Raw genomic sequence first — 15,298 nt, 5'->3', positions numbered from 1 at the left:
ATACACAATCCGCAACGGCGCTTAATCGATCAGAAAGGGGCAACAAGCCTTTTAGCAGCATGCTGTCGCCATCAATTTGCGGACGATTAAGTTTTTTTACACCGGATTGACCTCAGATAAATTTTTGGGGTTTGTTGGCAGGCAGTGTACGGCAGAAAAAGCGAACTCGCCAGATAGCGACGCGACCTGACAGCGGTTACTTACAGTTGGTCGAAGGCTGCGCCGAATCCATAATAATTAATACCGTTGTATAGTGATCGGCAATCACCTGATGCATTAACTTTCCGCTAATGCGATAGCAACCATTGAGTTTCACCGCGCCATGATCAGAGAGAACCTGCATTTCAGTCACATTGCTCTCAGGTTCACTGTCAGCATCTTCATTAGAGATACCTGGCGCCGGATTGACCGCTACCGGCGTTGCCAGATGCAGCACCGGCACATACACCTTTTTATCATCCGGCCCGTCACCGTAGCCTGGCGGACCATCAAACTGCTGCATATCAACGTCCCCCTCCAGCGTGACCAGGGTCGGCCGATATTGCAGGACATCTTCCGCATGCGCCATCTGCCACAGCCCGGCGCTGCCTGACAGCATAATGGCCGGAAAAATCAGCGATAAAGCGGATAATTTGCGCCGGGAATATTGATTTTTTTGGGTCATTTTTACGACTCCGCGCCTGTGCATTTTTGCCGCTGATACTACATCACCAAGTCCGGCTATTTTCAACTGCGCAAGCGGAGAATCAATTAAGATTCCGGCGGGCTTCTGATCAGAATGGTCTGCGGTTTAAGCCCCCCGCAACACAGTGATTGCAGGGCGTGGCGTTAGACTATACCTGCAATAATTCAGCCAGCTGCTGCAGCGAGGAGACCTGCCAGTCCGGCTGTATACCTTCAGGTTTGACGCGGTTATCCGCATTCAGCCAGCAGGTGGCCAGCCCGGCATTGATGCCGCCAAGGATATCCGAATCCGGGTTATCACCCACCATCATCACGCGCTGACGCGCTGGATTACCCATCTGCTCCAGGGCGTAGTCAAAGATGGCCGGATGCGGCTTCGCATAACCGACTTGCTCAGAGATCACCAGCAGATCAAAGTACTCAAGAAAGCCGGTGCGCTGTAAACGCGCCTGCTGCAACGCGGTAAATCCGTTGGTGATAATGCCCATTTTCACCCGGCCTTTTAAGCCATTCAGCAAGTTTACCGCGCCCTCCAGCGGAACACAGATCTCCGCCATGGCGGTAAGAAAACCGCTGTTCAGCTCGCCTGGCTCAACGCTCAGTTTATCCGCCCAGCCCTGAAAACGCTGATGCTGGAGCTGTAACGCACTGATAACGCCATTCTGATAATCAACCCACAGCGGCTTATTGATCGCCTGATAATCATCATAATCGGCGGTGGAAAACTGCACATCGTAGTCCTGAAACAGGCGCTGCAAACCAGCAAACGCATCAAAATGAAACAGCGTGTCGTCAGCGTCGAATAAAATCCAGTCCCAATCTTTTAACATCTGGTGGTTAATCCTGTTGTTATCGGTCACAAAGTTAAAGCCATAATCAGCGCGTCTTCACGACCTTCTGCGGTCGGATAATAATTTCTGCGCACCGAGACCTCATTAAATTCCAGCTGTTCATACAGAGCGATAGCGCCATGATTAGAGGCGCGCACTTCCAGCCACAGCGTCAGCACGTCGCGCTGCGTCAGTTCCGCAATCAGATGCTCCAGCAGCTGACGCCCCAGTCCACGGCGCTGAAACGCCGGGTCGACGGCGATGTTGAATAACGTGGCTTCATCAAGCACGATCTGGGTAATGGCAAAAGCCGCCATTACGCCATCAACATCCAGCCGGTAGTTGAGATAGCGTTCGCCCTGATTGCTGGCAAAGGTGTTTTCTGTCCACGGAAAAGCGTGGCTACGCTGTTCAATTGCAAAGGCGAGGCTAAGGTCGCTCGGGGTGAGTAAAGAAATCTGAGTCATGTTCGCAAATCTGCTGCCACAGTACACGTTTGGCACTGGCATTATGGTAGAGCTCTTCAAGAGCCGGAGAAGCCAGCTGCACGCCCTGCACGGTCAGCGGGGCATTAATGCCAAGCCGCCAGCTGGCGCAGTGATGGTCATCCGGCAGCATCGCCAGCTGATCCGGCGTCAGGGCAAAAGCCTCATGCTGGCCGATTGCCAGCGCGCGCAGCACGTCGCTGACCAGTGGATCATCGGTAGAAGGCGGCACATCGGCGATAATCAGCAGGCGCGTATGCGGCGGCAAAGTGAGTGCTATCTCACCCTGTAAGGCGCGCGGACGCCGCAGTACATACTGCGTAATGCCCATTTGCTGTAATAACCAGTCACGTCTGGAGGACATTTTTTTTCCTGTCTGGTCGCCCGATTGCGTCGCTATGCTAACAAACCCGACGAATATGCGCCAACTTCCCCGCGCCCTCCCTGCGTTTGGTTGCTGCATCAGCTAACACTTTCTGTATAATCCCTGCTCTGATTAGTAAGGAGCCATCCGATGTCCGCTTTTACCCCGGCCAGTGAAGTAATTCTGCGCCACAGTGATGAATTTATTGAACGCCGCGTGCTGTTTGCCGGTGACCTGCAGGATGACCTGCCCGCTCAACTGGAGACTGCTCTCAGCAAAGTTCATACCCAGCAATATCATCACTGGCAGAACCTCAGCCGGACGATGGGCGAGCGCGCGCAATACAGCCTGGTTGCCAGCGCTGAGATGGTGACTGACTGCGATACCCTGATCTACTACTGGTCAAAAAACAAGCCGGAAGCACTGTTCCAGCTGCAAAACCTGCTGTCACTGCTGCCAGCAGGCTGCGATATTTTTGTGATTGGCGAAAACCGCAGCGGCGTGCGTAGCGCTGAGCAGATGCTTGAGCCGTGGGCCACCATGAGCAAAATTGACAGCGCCCGCCGCTGTGGTCTGTATCACGGTCGCCTCGACCGCCAGCCAGACTTTGATGCAGAAAGCTTCTGGGGAGAATACGCCCTCGACGATTTCACCATCAAAACCCTGCCGGGCGTGTTTAGCCGTGACGGACTGGATATTGGCAGCGATCTGCTGCTGTCGACCTTTAGCCCTCATACCCGCGGTAAAGTGCTGGATATTGGTTGCGGTACCGGCGTGTTATCCACCGTGCTGGCCAGTCACTCGCCACGCGTACGCCTGTGGCTGACGGATGTCAGTGCATCCGCGATTGCCGCCAGTAAAGCAACGCTGGCGGCAAACCAGCTGGAAGGTGAAGTGTTTGCCAGTAACGTCTACTCCGATGTTACCGGGCGTTTTGATATGATTATCTCCAACCCGCCATTCCATGAAGGCATGCAAACCAGCCTTGATGCCGCGCAGACGCTGATTCGTGGTGCGGTCAAGCACCTGAACAGCGGCGGCGAGCTGCGAATTGTGGCTAACGCCTTCCTGCCTTATCCAAAACTGCTGGATGAAATCTTCGGCAGCCATGAAGTGCTGGCGCAAACCGGCCGCTTTAAGGTTTACCGTGCAGTGATGGGCGCAGGCGCCCGGGCAAAACGTTAATTTGCCGGCTGCGGGTATCCCGCAGCTTTGCAACTTACTGATTCAGCTAATCGTCATGGAGATGTTGCTTTTTACGGCAATCATTCCATGACGGTGAAATATCTGTTGACGTACCCGGTAAAATCTCTAGAATGCGCCTCCGTGGTTGCAATACAATAAACGGTATTGTGGGAATGCGAAGGTGGCGGAATTGGTAGACGCGCTAGCTTCAGGTGTTAGTGTCTTAACGGACGTGAGGGTTCAAGTCCCTCTCTTCGCACCAACAACCATGTATTGCTTTGCATTTGCGCGAAGGTGGCGGAATTGGTAGACGCGCTAGCTTCAGGTGTTAGTGTCTTAACGGACGTGAGGGTTCAAGTCCCTCTCTTCGCACCAAATGCAGCGATAAGAGATTTACGACGAAGATGCGAAGGTGGCGGAATTGGTAGACGCGCTAGCTTCAGGTGTTAGTGTCTTAACGGACGTGAGGGTTCAAGTCCCTCTCTTCGCACCAGTTGTAAACACTCACCGCCTGTAAACAGGCTTCCTGCTTTAATCCCTTCCCGGTTACTGTTTTATCTTTCGGTTTTAATTCACTCTTACCAGACAGCAAACTTCAGCGAAATCGCCATTACGCAGCCTGCTAACGCAATACAGGATGGCAGCAGCAGATAATGACGCAGACGTTTATGATAGAGCATGCTTACCGTTGCCAGCAGTGCAATCACCATCAGCACGCGCCACTGTGAGAATGAGAGTTCCATCAATGCCATCACCGGGATCATCGCGCAAGGTAACAGCACGCCCCAGGCGCTATCCAGTCGTTTTCCCAACATCCAGCTCACTCCCCATAATCCACACGCGGTTGCTATCGCCACTAACATCGTCACAACCCTCAGATGATAATGATAACCAACAGCATATGATAATTTTTATCATTCTGCAGCAAGATTGTTGAAACTTTGTGCCTGAGGATGACAGCACCGGTCTAAAGTGCTAAATTGCGCTGTTCATCATGCAAAAAAATAACATAATAACTGTCACAAACTATTCCTGACCGAATAATAAACTCGAATGTCAGATTTAGCGCTTTGATATTTCAGGGCTGCAGCGAGTATATAATATGAAATTACAAACTTATGACGAATTGCTACACAGCAAATATCGCCTGACGATGATGTTTTTTCTTTTTTTAAACATAGTCACATCGCTCTTCATTTTGTTTAACGCCAGTTATGTCTTTACATCACAGATACTTCTGCCGACGGTGCTTATCCCGTGCCTGAGCGTGGGGTTATTTGTCTGGATTTTCTTCAGGCCAAAAGTCAAATTATCCCAACTTAATAGTGCGGCATTAATAACAGGAATACTCTGGGCATGGCATATTGCGGTTAAACATCAGCTGGTATTCTATTTTAATGCCAGTTACTTACCGATCAGCCTGATCAGCGTGTTCTTTATTTGTTCAATTGCCCTCAGCGATCACCTGTCTGCATTCTGCCTGCATACCGCGCCGCCAGCACTGACGGTGCTGATTCTCGACAGCGGCCACAATCTGACGCTGATTTTGTCGACCATTGCGTTGCCGCTGGCGGGCTTTACCCTGCTGCACTTTTTGCGCCGTCGCAGCGATGAGTTTACCCGTCGCCTGATGTATCAGTTGTATGAAGAGAAACAGACCTACAGCGACCTGAGTATGCTCGATCCGCTCACCGGGCTGTATAACCGGCGTGGGCTGAAAAACCGCCTTGAAAGCGTGCTGGAGAACCATTCTGGTAGCCATTTTGTGCTGCTGCTGGATATCGACCATTTCAAGGCTTATAACGACAATTATGGTCATGCGATGGGCGACCAGGCGCTGGCGCGCGTGTCGGTGGCCATCCGTGATGCAGTGCGATCGCGCGATATCGTCACCCGCTATGGCGGCGAAGAGTTTCTGGTGCTGCTGACCAATGTGAATGCGTCGATTGCGTTAAAGCTGGCTGAGCGTATCCGCCAGTACGTGCTGAATTTAGAGATTCCGCATCGTTTTAATGAACGGGTTGCCACTCACGTTACCATCAGCGCCGGTATTGCGCCGCTATTTGCTGATGATTTTGAGCAGGCGCTGGCGCATGCCGATCGCGCGCTGTATGTGGCTAAAAATCGTGGCCGTAATACTATTCTCTGCTGGGACGACTTGCCAAAAACATCCAGCGCCCAGCCCGCAGATGCTATTTAACTCAAATTAGCCCCCCGCGCGGGGCTAATATTTCCACACGACTTAACCCGCGCGCTTATTTAATTCCCCACTAGCTTCCCCCAATTATTTCTCTGCTACTCACGGTCAAGTGTTTAATAATGGTAATCCTTTAACTCTGGACAGCATCAGTACATAGATCCTTTTGCCAAATTAGTCGATTGATTGTATTTAATTTGCCTGAATGGTTATGCAGGCCACCGCTTTTAGCCAGAGTATTTGTTAATTAAAATTAATTAATAACCAGCATTAATCACGCGCATTAACCTGATAAAAAGCAGGGATAAATAAGTGTAAACAGAACAATAATTCCCCTTAACCGCCTTGCCTGGTTCTGACAACCTGGATAGAATTACGAACGATTATCATTTGTTTTCGTAACTTTATTTCCTAACCCGGGATGCCCATGGCAATCACCACGCGTCAGGCCGATGATTACGCTGCACTGCCAGTGATCTTTTTGCAAAGTGACAACCCGCTGGGCAACAGGCTGCATGCGCTGTTTAGCGCCGAGCGGGATTACTTTCTCGACAGCCTGAAGCTGGACCAGACTGCGCCCGCTGCGGCGATGACGCTGGATCAGTGGTCGCAAAGTGAAACCTTTCACTCACTCTGTCAGCACTATGGCGATCATCTCTACTGCAATCACCCGCAGATGGCGCGTGAAGCTAAGCCATTGCAGTCATTGTGGGCGCAGTGGTATTTCGGTCTGATTGTTCCGCCGATGATGATGTCATTGCTGCTGGAACCACGTGCGCTGGACTGCTCTCCGCGCCATTTCCACATTGAATTTCATGAAACTGGCCGTCCCGCCTGCTACTGGTTAAACGTACGTGAAGACAAAGACGCGCGTTATCTCAACGCCCACCAGCGTATTGACCGTCTGATTCAGCGCCATCTGCAACCGGTGGTGGCCGCTATCGAACAGCATGGCGCGATCAATGCAAAGCTTATCTGGAATAATACCGGCTATCTGATGCACTGGTTTCTTGGCAACCTGCAACCATTAATCGATGAGCAGACCCGGCTCACACTGGAACATGCGCTGTTTTTCAGCCGCGAACTGCTTGATGGTTCTGATAACCCGCTCTACCGCACCATCATCCCGCGCGAGGGCGCAATGCAGCGGCGTAGCTGCTGCCAGCGCTATCGGGTGCCCGACGTACAGCGTTGTGGTGATTGCACCCTGAAGTGCGCCTGATTTTCTGACTGTTATTTGCTGACAATTTTTCCTTTCTCCAGCCGTTTACAGATCCCGGGCATTGTGGCAGCTTTATCAGCTGCTAAATTGTGGAGATAAGCATGAGCCTTGAGTCTGTGCGGCAGTTCTTTGCCGATCGCGCCCCCGAAATTGATATCATTGAACTGGCAGAAAGCACGGCAACCGTCGCCCTGGCGGCAAGAGCCCACCACGTCACGCCTGGCCAGATTGCCAAGACGCTGTCGCTGAAAGTGAAAGATCGGGTGATTTTGATTGTCACGCGTGGTGATGCACGTCTCGATAACCGCAAGTTAAAACAGGCGCTGGGCGCTAAAGCCCGCATGCTAAGTACCGACGAAGTGGTGAACTGGACCGGTCATCCGGTCGGTGGCGTCTGCCCGTTTGGGCTGGAAAATCCGCTGCAGGTCTATTGTGATGTATCACTAAAGAGTTTTACGGAAGTGTTGCCTGCCGCCGGCGCGATTTTCAGCGCTGTGCGCATCTCGCCACAACAGATGGCGGAGCTGACCGAAGCTAAATGGATCGATGTCTGCCAGCCACCACAGTAACGACGCTGAGATCGGTTAACCGGGCGAACCGCCATTCGCCCGGCCAGAAGCTGAGAAAAACGTAATAAAGGCAATCTTTTGTAACATCCCGCGCTGATTCAGCTACAATCCCCGCGTTGAAATTAGCTACAGGTTCCCGGTGTCACTGATTCGGATTTATGCCTCGCGCAGCCGCCTGCCCGCATGGCTTGGCCTGTTCGCGATCCTGCTACTGTTTATTGCACCGGTGATCTCGAAATCACTGGCGCAGACGCGTGGCAGCGACATGCCGATGATGATGATGTCGCACCATGGCGACATGCCGATGGCCGATATGCCGCATATGATGGCCTCTGCAGATCCTGCAATGCCAGCATCAACCCATCCAGTGTCGATGATGGACGATAACGCCTGCGGCTATTGCGTACTGCTGATCCATCTGCCGCTTAATCTGAGTCATCTGCCCGAACTCTGGACTCTGCTACAAGCCGCCGCATTGCCGGCGACCGGGCCTGACCCGCTGTTTATCGCTATTTTTGTTCCCATTCATTTTCGCTCGCGCGCCCCCCCTTTTCCGACACTGAACAGCTGAAATCACTGGAATTGTTCACCTGTCGCCAATGGCGTCAGGCATCTGCACCTGCCTGCTATGGGCAAAGGAACCTTTATGTCGGAAAAAATTATCACGGCCGCGCCAGCGGCGCGCGCCGAAACAGTACAAAATCGCCAGGCGTTGCTACACCTGTTGCGTCGCCTGCATTTTTATATTGGCTTATTTATTGGCCCTTTTATCCTGGTTGCCGCCCTGACCGGCACTCTGTATGTGCTGACGCCGCAGCTGGAAAACCATCTCTATGCGCAGCAGCTGTTTACCTCATCAACGGGGGAAGATCGTCCGCTGTCGCAGCAGGTCACTCGTGCGATTGACTACCTGGGCAGCGATGCGCAAATCGTCGCGGTCAGACCTGCGCCGACATCAGGCGAGACCACTCGCGTGATGTTCCGTGATGAGCAGGCCGCTGCATCGGAAACCCATGCGGTATTTGTCGATCCGAAAACGCTGGCGATCCGTGGCGAACTGCGGGTATACGGCACCAGCGGCGTGCTGCCGTTTCGCACCTGGCTCGATTATCTGCATCGTAATCTGTTGCTGGGCGAGTTTGGTCGCAACTACAGCGAGCTGGCCGCCAGCTGGTTATGGATCGCCGCGCTGGGCGGCGCTGCGCTATGGGCGTTCAGCCGCACGCCACGCCGGGCGGCGCGTATGCGCCAGTCAAAAAGCGCACGCTTTCTGCGCCAGCGCCACTGGCACACCACGCTGGGACTGCTGTTGCTGCTCGGGCTACTGTTTTTCTCCGCCACCGGTTTAACCTGGTCGAACTGGGCGGGTAATAATATTGCGCAGATGCGCGCCCACTTTGGCTGGCTGACGCCAGCGGTCAATACCAGTCTCGGCGACGACCAGCCGATGATGCCGATGGACGAACATGCGGAACATCATGCCGGTCATATGGCGATGATGGTCCATCAACCGGCCGCTGCTACGGTGACTGCGGCGCAATTTGATGCGGTTCTGGCCAGTGCACGTCTGGCGGATATTGATGCTGCTAAAATCGAGATTCGTCCGGCGTACAAAGCCGACAAAGCCTGGGTAGTGTCCGAAATCGACCGCAGCTGGCCAACGCAGGTCGACGCGGTGGCCATCAACCCACACAACTTTCAGCTGGTGGATAAAGTCGAGTTCGCCCGCTTTGGCTTACTGGCGAAACTGACGCGCTGGGGCGTAGATGCTCATATGGGCGTATTGTTTGGTGTGGCGAATCAGCTGGTGCTGGCGCTGGCTGGCATCGGACTGTGTGTAATGACGGTGCTGGGTTATCGCATGTGGTGGCTGCGCCGTCCGGCGATAAAACAGCAGGCTAATCCGGCGGATACGCTGATTTACGGCTGGCGTCAGTTAAGCCTGAGCCTGCGTTTTTTGCTGGCGGTCACTGGCGTAGTACTGGCTGTCAGTCTGCCGCTGATGGGCGTCAGCCTGCTGCTGTTTATGCTGATTGACGGGGTGCGCTGGTATAAAAGCGCGAGAAGTTAACTTATACGGGCGGCGTTCTCGCCGCCCGTATCAAGGGTTTGCACCTGCCGGACTAGCGGTTTCACGCTGCCCCTGTCCGTTTATTTTAAAACGCCGATCCCGCCAGCGCCTGTTCCAGCATGGTCAACAGCAGCTGGTTATCAACCGTTTGCAGCACATGCACCAGGCCGCCTGCCGATTGCTCGATACCGACCGTCACCCGCAGAGGATGACGATAACGCCAGGATTTGCCGCGCGTCGGTCCGGCGTGCAGCTCAACATCCACCAGATAATCACTGGCAGTGGCGACCCGCTGATTCAGCAACCAGGCGACCACCAGCGCATCGTGGATCCAGCAACCAGGCAGATTGCGCGTTTTAATCGAGTAATCAATCCATGGGCGGAAAGTTTCGCTCACAAAGCGCGCCAGCGGTTTATCAATCTGCGCAATGCGGTCAAGATCCTGATGGGTCATCAATGTCTGGGTGGTGGCATCCATCGGCACCAGCGTAATCGCCGCGCCGCTGTTCAGCACCTGATGCGCCGCCTCCGGATCGAGACCAAAGTTGGTATCTTTCAGATAGTCATCAAGGGCAAATACACCGCCCATAATCGCGATTTCGGCCACCGACTCCGCCAGTTGCGGATAGCGCTGCATCGCCCGCGCCACGTTAGTCAGCGGACCAATCGCCACCAGGGTGATTTCGCCCGGATTGTCGCAAATCAGCTGACCGATGGCATCGACCGCGTCCTGCTCAGGCGTAACCATTGGCATTGGCTCACGTACGCCATGCCACAAATGGGTCAGTTGCAGCTGATGCACCCGCTGATCCAGCGCCTGTCGCCAGGGTTCAGCCGGTTCGCGCAGCGCCTGGCTTTCACCTTTATGCACCGGAATCGTCAGCCCTAAACGCGCCACCAGATCCTGCGCCACGCGATAGCCCACCTCCACTGGCGTGTTACCGGCGACGATAGTTATCAGCTCCAGCGAAATATCCGGCGAAGCCATCGCCAGCGCGAGAGCCAGACCATCATCAACATTTGCACCTGCGATGCCATTCCCCGGATCGCAATCAATAATTAAACGTTTCATCAGTTATTATCTTTATTTTCTGGCGCTTAGTGCTGGAGCCAGCGTGCAGCCACAGGATTCGCCTATTTCCAGCTGATGAGAAACCTCATGCAGCATTGCCTCGCCATTCCATGCTTTCAGCATTTCAATGGCCGTTTTCGCCATCACCCCCAATCGGCTGACGCACGGTAGTCAGCGCCGGCACCATAAACGCTGACTGATCGGTGCCGTTAAAGCACACCAGCGCTATCTGCTCAGGGACACGAATATTGTGTTCCTGCAACGCGCGAATACAGCCAATCGCCTGCCCTTCATTACTGACAAACAGTGCGCGCGGCAGCGTGTCGCCCTGCAACATCTGCAAGGTGGCTTCATAACCACCTTCACGGGTATAGCGCGTCGGGAATATCCACTTCTGCTGCATCTCCAGCCCGTGGCTTTCCATCGCATCGCGCCAGCCGTTAATCCGGTCCTGTGCATTAAGCATCTCAAGCGGACCGCGGATCACCCCGACATCACGATAGCCATGGCTCAGTAAATGCTCCGTCACCACGCGCGCGGCGGCGCGTTCATCAACCCGTAACATGCTGACCTGCAATGCCGGATCAACCCGGTCCAGCATCACCAACGGCGTGCCACTGGCTTTAATCAGGTCGATATAAGGATGACGATCAACACTGTAATAAAACAGGCCATCAACCTGACGATTTAACAGGTTTTGAATCAGTTCCAGCTCACGACGGCGATCGTCACCGGCATCCGCCAGCAGAATCACCATATCCTCATTCAGCGCTTCCTGAATCAGCGCGTGCGCCATCGCCGCGACAAAAGGATTGGAGATATTGGGCACCACTAAGCCATAGCTTTTAGTGCTGCCCGAAGCCAGCGCGCGGGCAATGCTATTTGGCCGATAACCGATCTGTTTAATCGCTTCCAGCACCCGCAGACGCGTGGCCTCAGCCACCGGACGTGGGCCGTTATTAATGACATAACTCACCACCGCAACCGAAGTTCCGGCAATTCTGGCGACATCTGCACGCGTCACGCGATTTGGGTGCTGTTTAGCCAATACTTTACCTTGCTGATTAAGAGATAAAAGACAACATGCCAGCCGGGCAATGCCCGGCCAGCCTGATTACCACTGACACCTGCAGTCACGACCAGGAGCAGGTTTTTAGATTGCATCCTCAGGCAGATTGAGGTCGCGCCCCCGGGTTTCCGGCGCCACAAAAGTGGTCAGAAAACCGATAGTCGCCATCGCCGAGAAGTAGACCGCAATCGGCCACCAGTGTCCGGTAAAGGAGAGCATCGCCGCGGCAATCAGCGGTGCGGTGCCACCGGATAAAATTGAACCCAGCTCTTTGGCCACCGCCATTTTGGTATAGCGATGATGGACGCCAAACATCTCCACACCCCATGCCGCCTGCACGCCAAATATCCCCAATGAGGCTAATGCCATACCGGTAACAATAGTCGGGATCACAATCATTGGCTCACGGCTGTCGAGCAGCGTAAAGGCAGGCCAGGCGTAGATAATCAGCAACAGGCAGAAGCAACGATAAGTAATACGGCGACCAAAACGATCCGATAACCAGCCCGCAAGGGGAATAATCAGGAAACCAAGCAGCGAGGCGATAAACACTGCGGTGGTCGGCACCGATTTATCGACCATCAGCACTTTCGCCACATAGCCGACGATAAAGCCCTGCGCCAGATACGAGGGGCCGTTCTCGCCGATACGCAGACCAACCATAATCCAGAACGCTTTGCTGCGCTGCCAGAAGCTACGGCTATCGGCGACCGGCGGATGGGCGTCGAGCGCCTGAGCACGTTGCGCTTCAAGTTGTGCTTTTTTGCGTTCAAACACCGGTGTTTCACGCAGGTTGCGGCGGATCCACAAGGCAGTCAGCGCGATCAGCGAACTACAGAGGAACGGAATACGCCATCCCCAGTCCTGCAGCTGTTGCTGATCCATCTGCACCACCAGCAACCACACCAGCGAGGCCAGTAAGGTGCCGCTATTGGAACCGAGGGCAATCACCGAGGAGACCAGCCCGCGTCGTTCCACGGGCGCATACTCGCCCAGCATCACCGTACCGCCAGAAAGTTCGGCGCCGGCGCCAAAGCCCTGCGAAAAGCGCAGAATCACCAGGCAGGTGGGCGCCCATACGCCGATAGAAGCGTAGCTGGGGATCAGGCCAATCAGGGTAGTTGAAGCGCCCATCAGAATGATGGTGCTGATCATCACGACTTTGCGACCTTTGCGATCGCCCAGCCAGCCAAAAAACAGTGCGCCAATCGGACGGGCAATAAAGCCAACCGACCAGGTAGCAAAGCTGGAGAGTAATGCCATCGCAGGGGTGGCTTCGGGGAAGAAGATGTCGCCAAAGATAATACCGGCGGCAAGTCCGTAGAGGGCAAAATCGGCATATTCCATTGCGGTACCCAGCCAGCAGGAGAAGGTTGCACGCCAGAAATCCTTGCGCCCTTCTTCGGTGGTGAGTCTTTCATCCGCAGCAGATGGCGTTGCTGCAATCGATTGCTCCACAGCTTGTTGTGAGGTCATTCAAAAAATTCCCTGATGTTAGGAGATCTTAAGAGCGCCCTTCCGTGGGTCATCGTTCCTCTTAACGAAGAGATAACTCCCCGGTAAAGACGCTCAGTTTCTGAGCCATGATGAAAGGTCAGTAAAGGGTTCCCTGGTGTCAGGATCTTGTTATTTGCTGCGCGTCTGTCGGTTTTTAATTAACCGATCGCTTAAGTAACGCGAAACAAACCGGACCATCACTTAGCAGACTGGACATCAAGCACCGTGAGTTATCACTACCCTTTCATTGTATCTACGCGCGTAGATAAAGCAAGTAAATATCCCGCAAATAATTAGATTTACTTCACAATCAGGGAGCCATTAAAACATGAGATCGCGTAAAATCAGAGAGTTAAACAATATTTAACTCAAATGCAGGTAGTGAATTTTTTTTCCATGGTGCTGATGCTAATCTTTGGCGCTAACGATGACGCTTTACCGGCGCTTCAACTGGCGGACTATTTCTCGCACCATCAGATGTCATTCAGATGACAGTTGCGGTAAAAAAGGGGCGCAATCTGAAACTGCGTGGCGGATATATTCGCGTCAGGCGCAATCGGCTACCCTGAAAGGACTTCAAAACGGGCTGATAATTATGGCAATTATTTTAATGCGGCATGGTAAACCCGATCATCAGTCGCCTGCGCGCGTCTCGGCGCTGGCGATGGAGCAGTGGTGCGAACAGTACAACCTGTCGCTGGTAAGCGATTTGCCGCCGGATCGCAGCCGGATGATCGCACGCCAGGCCAACGTGATTGTCACCAGCACGCTGCCACGTGCGCTCTCCTCGCTGGAGAAGCTCGGTATGCAGGCTGACACCAGTGATGCGCTGTATAGCGAAGTCGAGTTGCCTATTCTGCCGTTTTCCGCTTTTCATCTGCCACCCGCGTTCTGGTTATCATTCTGGCGACTGCTGTGGTTTTGCGGCTATTCCGGTTCGGTGGAGTCGTTTAAAACGGCCAGCGCACGGGCGAAACAGGCGGCGCAGCAGCTGATCGCCTTGTCTGAGCAGGGCACGGTGCTGCTGGTCGGGCATGGCATTATGAATAAGATGATTGCCCGTGAGCTGCGCAAACGCGGCTGGCAGGCGGAGAAACACGCCAGTAGCCGTCACTGGAGCACGGCAATCTACAACCGGCCCTTTATTTAAACTGGCGCAGCGTATCGATAAAGGCGCGCAGGGCCGCGGGGATATGGCGATGACCAGGGTAGTAGAGACACATCCCCGGAATTTCCGGACACCACTCTTCCAGCACCAGATTCAGTTCGCCGCGTGCCAGATAAGGCTGCGCAACCGCATAAGGGACGTACGCCACGCCCAGTTCCTGCGCTGCCGCCTGCGCCATTAACTCAAGATGATCCAGCATTAACGCCCCCTGCGGCAAGATGGTCAGCTCCTGACCATGCCGTGCAAACTCCCAGCGGTACAACTTGCCACTCGGCAGGCGAAAACGTACGCACTGATGATGGCGTAAATCGTCCGGCACGTTTATCGGCGTTTTATTCTGCAGATAGTGCGGAGCGGCAACCGCCACAAAGCGCGCATTACCGCCGAACGGCACCGCAATCATATCCTGCGGCACATCTTCCGCCAGCCGCACCCCGGCATCAAAATGCTCGCTGACAATATCGATCAGCCGCCCTTCCGTAACCAGATCGAGCGAAATATCCGGATAGAACGCTAAAAAGCGCGGAATAATATGATTAAGCAGATAACGTGCGGCGATCTCACTGGAGTTAATGCGTAAATTACCGCGCGGCCGTTGACGAAAATCCTCCACCACCGCCAGGGCGCTATTCAGTTCGCGTAACGCCGGTTGCAGGCTGGCAAACAGCGCGTCACCGGCTTCGGTTGGCGATACGCTGCGCGTGGTGCGATGCAGTAATCTCACCCCCATCTTCTCCTCCAGCGTGCGCATCATATGGCTGAGGGTCGATGGTGACATCCCCAGTTCATCTGCCGCCTTACGAAAACTGGCATGGCTGACAATGGTGGCGAATGCCGTTAGCGAGGTCAGATCAGGCTTCTGATTCATGGTTAATTTTCACTTCC

Annotated in this window: 15 protein-coding genes, 3 tRNA genes and 1 pseudogene; 10 read left to right on the top strand and 9 right to left on the bottom strand. The window is 54.0% G+C overall.

What is annotated here, in order from left to right:
• Positions 1–196: 196 nt before the first annotated feature.
• The 4 genes from J2125_RS14415 to J2125_RS14400 form a co-directional block, all read right to left on the bottom strand.
• Complete coding sequence (locus J2125_RS14415) at positions 197–664, bottom strand: hypothetical protein (RefSeq protein ID WP_017800602.1); 468 nt, start codon at positions 662–664, stop codon at positions 197–199.
• Between the two features lie 169 nt (positions 665–833).
• Positions 834–1,514 carry a pyrimidine 5'-nucleotidase gene (gene yjjG / locus J2125_RS14410; RefSeq protein ID WP_017800603.1) on the bottom strand — a complete coding sequence of 227 codons (681 nt, stop codon included), beginning with the start codon at positions 1,512–1,514 and terminating at the stop codon, positions 834–836.
• Positions 1,515–1,540: 26 nt separating this feature from the next.
• A complete protein-coding gene (rimI, locus tag J2125_RS14405; RefSeq protein ID WP_017800604.1) occupies positions 1,541–1,981 on the bottom strand; it encodes a ribosomal protein S18-alanine N-acetyltransferase in 441 nt (146 codons plus the stop codon).
• A complete protein-coding gene (locus J2125_RS14400; protein ID WP_017800605.1) occupies positions 1,944–2,363 on the bottom strand; it encodes a DNA polymerase III subunit psi in 420 nt (139 codons plus the stop codon). The genes rimI and J2125_RS14400 overlap by 38 nt, the downstream gene beginning before the upstream one ends.
• 150 nt (positions 2,364–2,513) lie before the next feature.
• Here J2125_RS14400 and rsmC point away from each other — a divergent pair, with 150 nt between their 5' ends.
• The 4 genes from rsmC (at position 2,514) to J2125_RS14380 (ending at position 4,041) form a co-directional block, all read left to right on the top strand.
• Complete coding sequence (rsmC, locus tag J2125_RS14395; protein WP_017800606.1) at positions 2,514–3,548, top strand: 16S rRNA (guanine(1207)-N(2))-methyltransferase RsmC; 1,035 nt, start codon at positions 2,514–2,516, stop codon at positions 3,546–3,548.
• Positions 3,549–3,723: 175 nt separating this feature from the next.
• Positions 3,724–3,810: transfer RNA gene (locus J2125_RS14390), tRNA-Leu, on the top strand.
• A 26-nt stretch (positions 3,811–3,836) separates the two neighbouring features.
• Positions 3,837–3,923, top strand: a tRNA-Leu gene (locus J2125_RS14385).
• A 31-nt stretch (positions 3,924–3,954) separates the two neighbouring features.
• A tRNA-Leu gene (locus J2125_RS14380) sits at positions 3,955–4,041 on the top strand.
• 85 nt (positions 4,042–4,126) lie between these two features.
• Here the strand turns inward: J2125_RS14380 and J2125_RS14375 are convergent.
• Complete coding sequence (locus tag J2125_RS14375; protein WP_026111676.1) at positions 4,127–4,411, bottom strand: DUF1435 domain-containing protein; 285 nt, start codon at positions 4,409–4,411, stop codon at positions 4,127–4,129.
• Positions 4,412–4,650: 239 nt separating this feature from the next.
• Between J2125_RS14375 and J2125_RS14370 the strand changes: the two genes are divergently transcribed.
• The 5 genes from J2125_RS14370 to J2125_RS14350 all read left to right on the top strand — a co-directional run bounded on the left by J2125_RS14370 (position 4,651) and on the right by J2125_RS14350 (position 9,607).
• Positions 4,651–5,748, top strand: a complete 1,098-nt coding sequence (locus J2125_RS14370; protein ID WP_017800973.1) for a diguanylate cyclase — start codon at positions 4,651–4,653, stop codon at positions 5,746–5,748.
• Positions 5,749–6,172: 424 nt separating this feature from the next.
• Positions 6,173–6,967, top strand: a complete 795-nt coding sequence (gene fhuF, locus J2125_RS14365) for a siderophore-iron reductase FhuF (RefSeq protein WP_017800974.1) — start codon at positions 6,173–6,175, stop codon at positions 6,965–6,967.
• Between the two features lie 101 nt (positions 6,968–7,068).
• The gene (locus J2125_RS14360) at positions 7,069–7,536 is read left to right on the top strand and encodes a YbaK/EbsC family protein (RefSeq protein WP_017800975.1); all 468 of its coding nucleotides are present in this window, start codon (positions 7,069–7,071) and stop codon (positions 7,534–7,536) included.
• Between the two features lie 139 nt (positions 7,537–7,675).
• Positions 7,676–8,107: a DUF2946 domain-containing protein gene (locus J2125_RS14355; RefSeq protein ID WP_017800976.1), complete on the top strand. Its 432-nt coding sequence runs from the start codon at positions 7,676–7,678 to the stop codon at positions 8,105–8,107.
• A 75-nt stretch (positions 8,108–8,182) separates the two neighbouring features.
• Complete coding sequence (locus J2125_RS14350; RefSeq protein ID WP_017800977.1) at positions 8,183–9,607, top strand: PepSY-associated TM helix domain-containing protein; 1,425 nt, start codon at positions 8,183–8,185, stop codon at positions 9,605–9,607.
• 85 nt (positions 9,608–9,692) lie between these two features.
• Here the strand turns inward: J2125_RS14350 and J2125_RS14345 are convergent, their stop codons facing one another.
• From J2125_RS14345 to J2125_RS14335, 3 genes and pseudogenes are all read right to left on the bottom strand, one after another.
• On the bottom strand, positions 9,693–10,679 hold the full coding sequence (locus J2125_RS14345; protein WP_017800978.1) for a nucleoside hydrolase: 987 nt from the start codon (positions 10,677–10,679) through the stop codon (positions 9,693–9,695).
• A gap of 12 nt (positions 10,680–10,691) precedes the next feature.
• Positions 10,692–11,727, bottom strand: a pseudogene (locus J2125_RS14340) (LacI family DNA-binding transcriptional regulator).
• A 105-nt stretch (positions 11,728–11,832) separates the two neighbouring features.
• Complete coding sequence (locus J2125_RS14335; RefSeq protein ID WP_017800981.1) at positions 11,833–13,224, bottom strand: MFS transporter; 1,392 nt, start codon at positions 13,222–13,224, stop codon at positions 11,833–11,835.
• A gap of 616 nt (positions 13,225–13,840) precedes the next feature.
• Here J2125_RS14335 and J2125_RS14330 point away from each other — a divergent pair.
• Positions 13,841–14,395 (top strand): histidine phosphatase family protein, encoded by a 555-nt coding sequence (locus tag J2125_RS14330; protein WP_017800983.1) that lies wholly within the window; start codon positions 13,841–13,843, stop codon positions 14,393–14,395.
• On the opposite strand, the gene J2125_RS14325 is transcribed toward J2125_RS14330, so the two are convergent.
• Positions 14,388–15,281: a LysR family transcriptional regulator gene (locus J2125_RS14325; protein WP_017800984.1), complete on the bottom strand. Its 894-nt coding sequence runs from the start codon at positions 15,279–15,281 to the stop codon at positions 14,388–14,390. The genes J2125_RS14330 and J2125_RS14325 overlap by 8 nt on opposite strands.
• Positions 15,282–15,298 lie beyond the last annotated feature (17 nt).

Source organism: Winslowiella toletana (assembly GCF_017875465.1).
GTDB lineage: Bacteria > Pseudomonadota > Gammaproteobacteria > Enterobacterales > Enterobacteriaceae > Erwinia > Erwinia toletana.
This window is presented reverse-complemented; position numbering and strand designations above follow the sequence as displayed.

Coding starts and splice junctions, on each gene's coding strand:
- J2125_RS14415 (WP_017800602.1), bottom strand. CDS start 664: ATGACCCAAAAAAATCAATATTCCCGGCGCAAATTATCCGCTTTATCG.
- yjjG (WP_017800603.1), bottom strand. CDS start 1,514: ATGTTAAAAGATTGGGACTGGATTTTATTCGACGCTGACGACACGCTG.
- rimI (WP_017800604.1), bottom strand. CDS start 1,981: ATGACTCAGATTTCTTTACTCACCCCGAGCGACCTTAGCCTCGCCTTT.
- J2125_RS14400 (WP_017800605.1), bottom strand. CDS start 2,363: ATGTCCTCCAGACGTGACTGGTTATTACAGCAAATGGGCATTACGCAG.
- rsmC (WP_017800606.1), top strand. CDS start 2,514: ATGTCCGCTTTTACCCCGGCCAGTGAAGTAATTCTGCGCCACAGTGAT.
- J2125_RS14375 (WP_026111676.1), bottom strand. CDS start 4,411: ATGTTAGTGGCGATAGCAACCGCGTGTGGATTATGGGGAGTGAGCTGG.
- J2125_RS14370 (WP_017800973.1), top strand. CDS start 4,651: ATGAAATTACAAACTTATGACGAATTGCTACACAGCAAATATCGCCTG.
- fhuF (WP_017800974.1), top strand. CDS start 6,173: ATGGCAATCACCACGCGTCAGGCCGATGATTACGCTGCACTGCCAGTG.
- J2125_RS14360 (WP_017800975.1), top strand. CDS start 7,069: ATGAGCCTTGAGTCTGTGCGGCAGTTCTTTGCCGATCGCGCCCCCGAA.
- J2125_RS14350 (WP_017800977.1), top strand. CDS start 8,183: ATGTCGGAAAAAATTATCACGGCCGCGCCAGCGGCGCGCGCCGAAACA.
- J2125_RS14345 (WP_017800978.1), bottom strand. CDS start 10,679: ATGAAACGTTTAATTATTGATTGCGATCCGGGGAATGGCATCGCAGGT.
- J2125_RS14335 (WP_017800981.1), bottom strand. CDS start 13,224: ATGACCTCACAACAAGCTGTGGAGCAATCGATTGCAGCAACGCCATCT.
- J2125_RS14330 (WP_017800983.1), top strand. CDS start 13,841: ATGGCAATTATTTTAATGCGGCATGGTAAACCCGATCATCAGTCGCCT.
- J2125_RS14325 (WP_017800984.1), bottom strand. CDS start 15,281: ATGAATCAGAAGCCTGATCTGACCTCGCTAACGGCATTCGCCACCATT.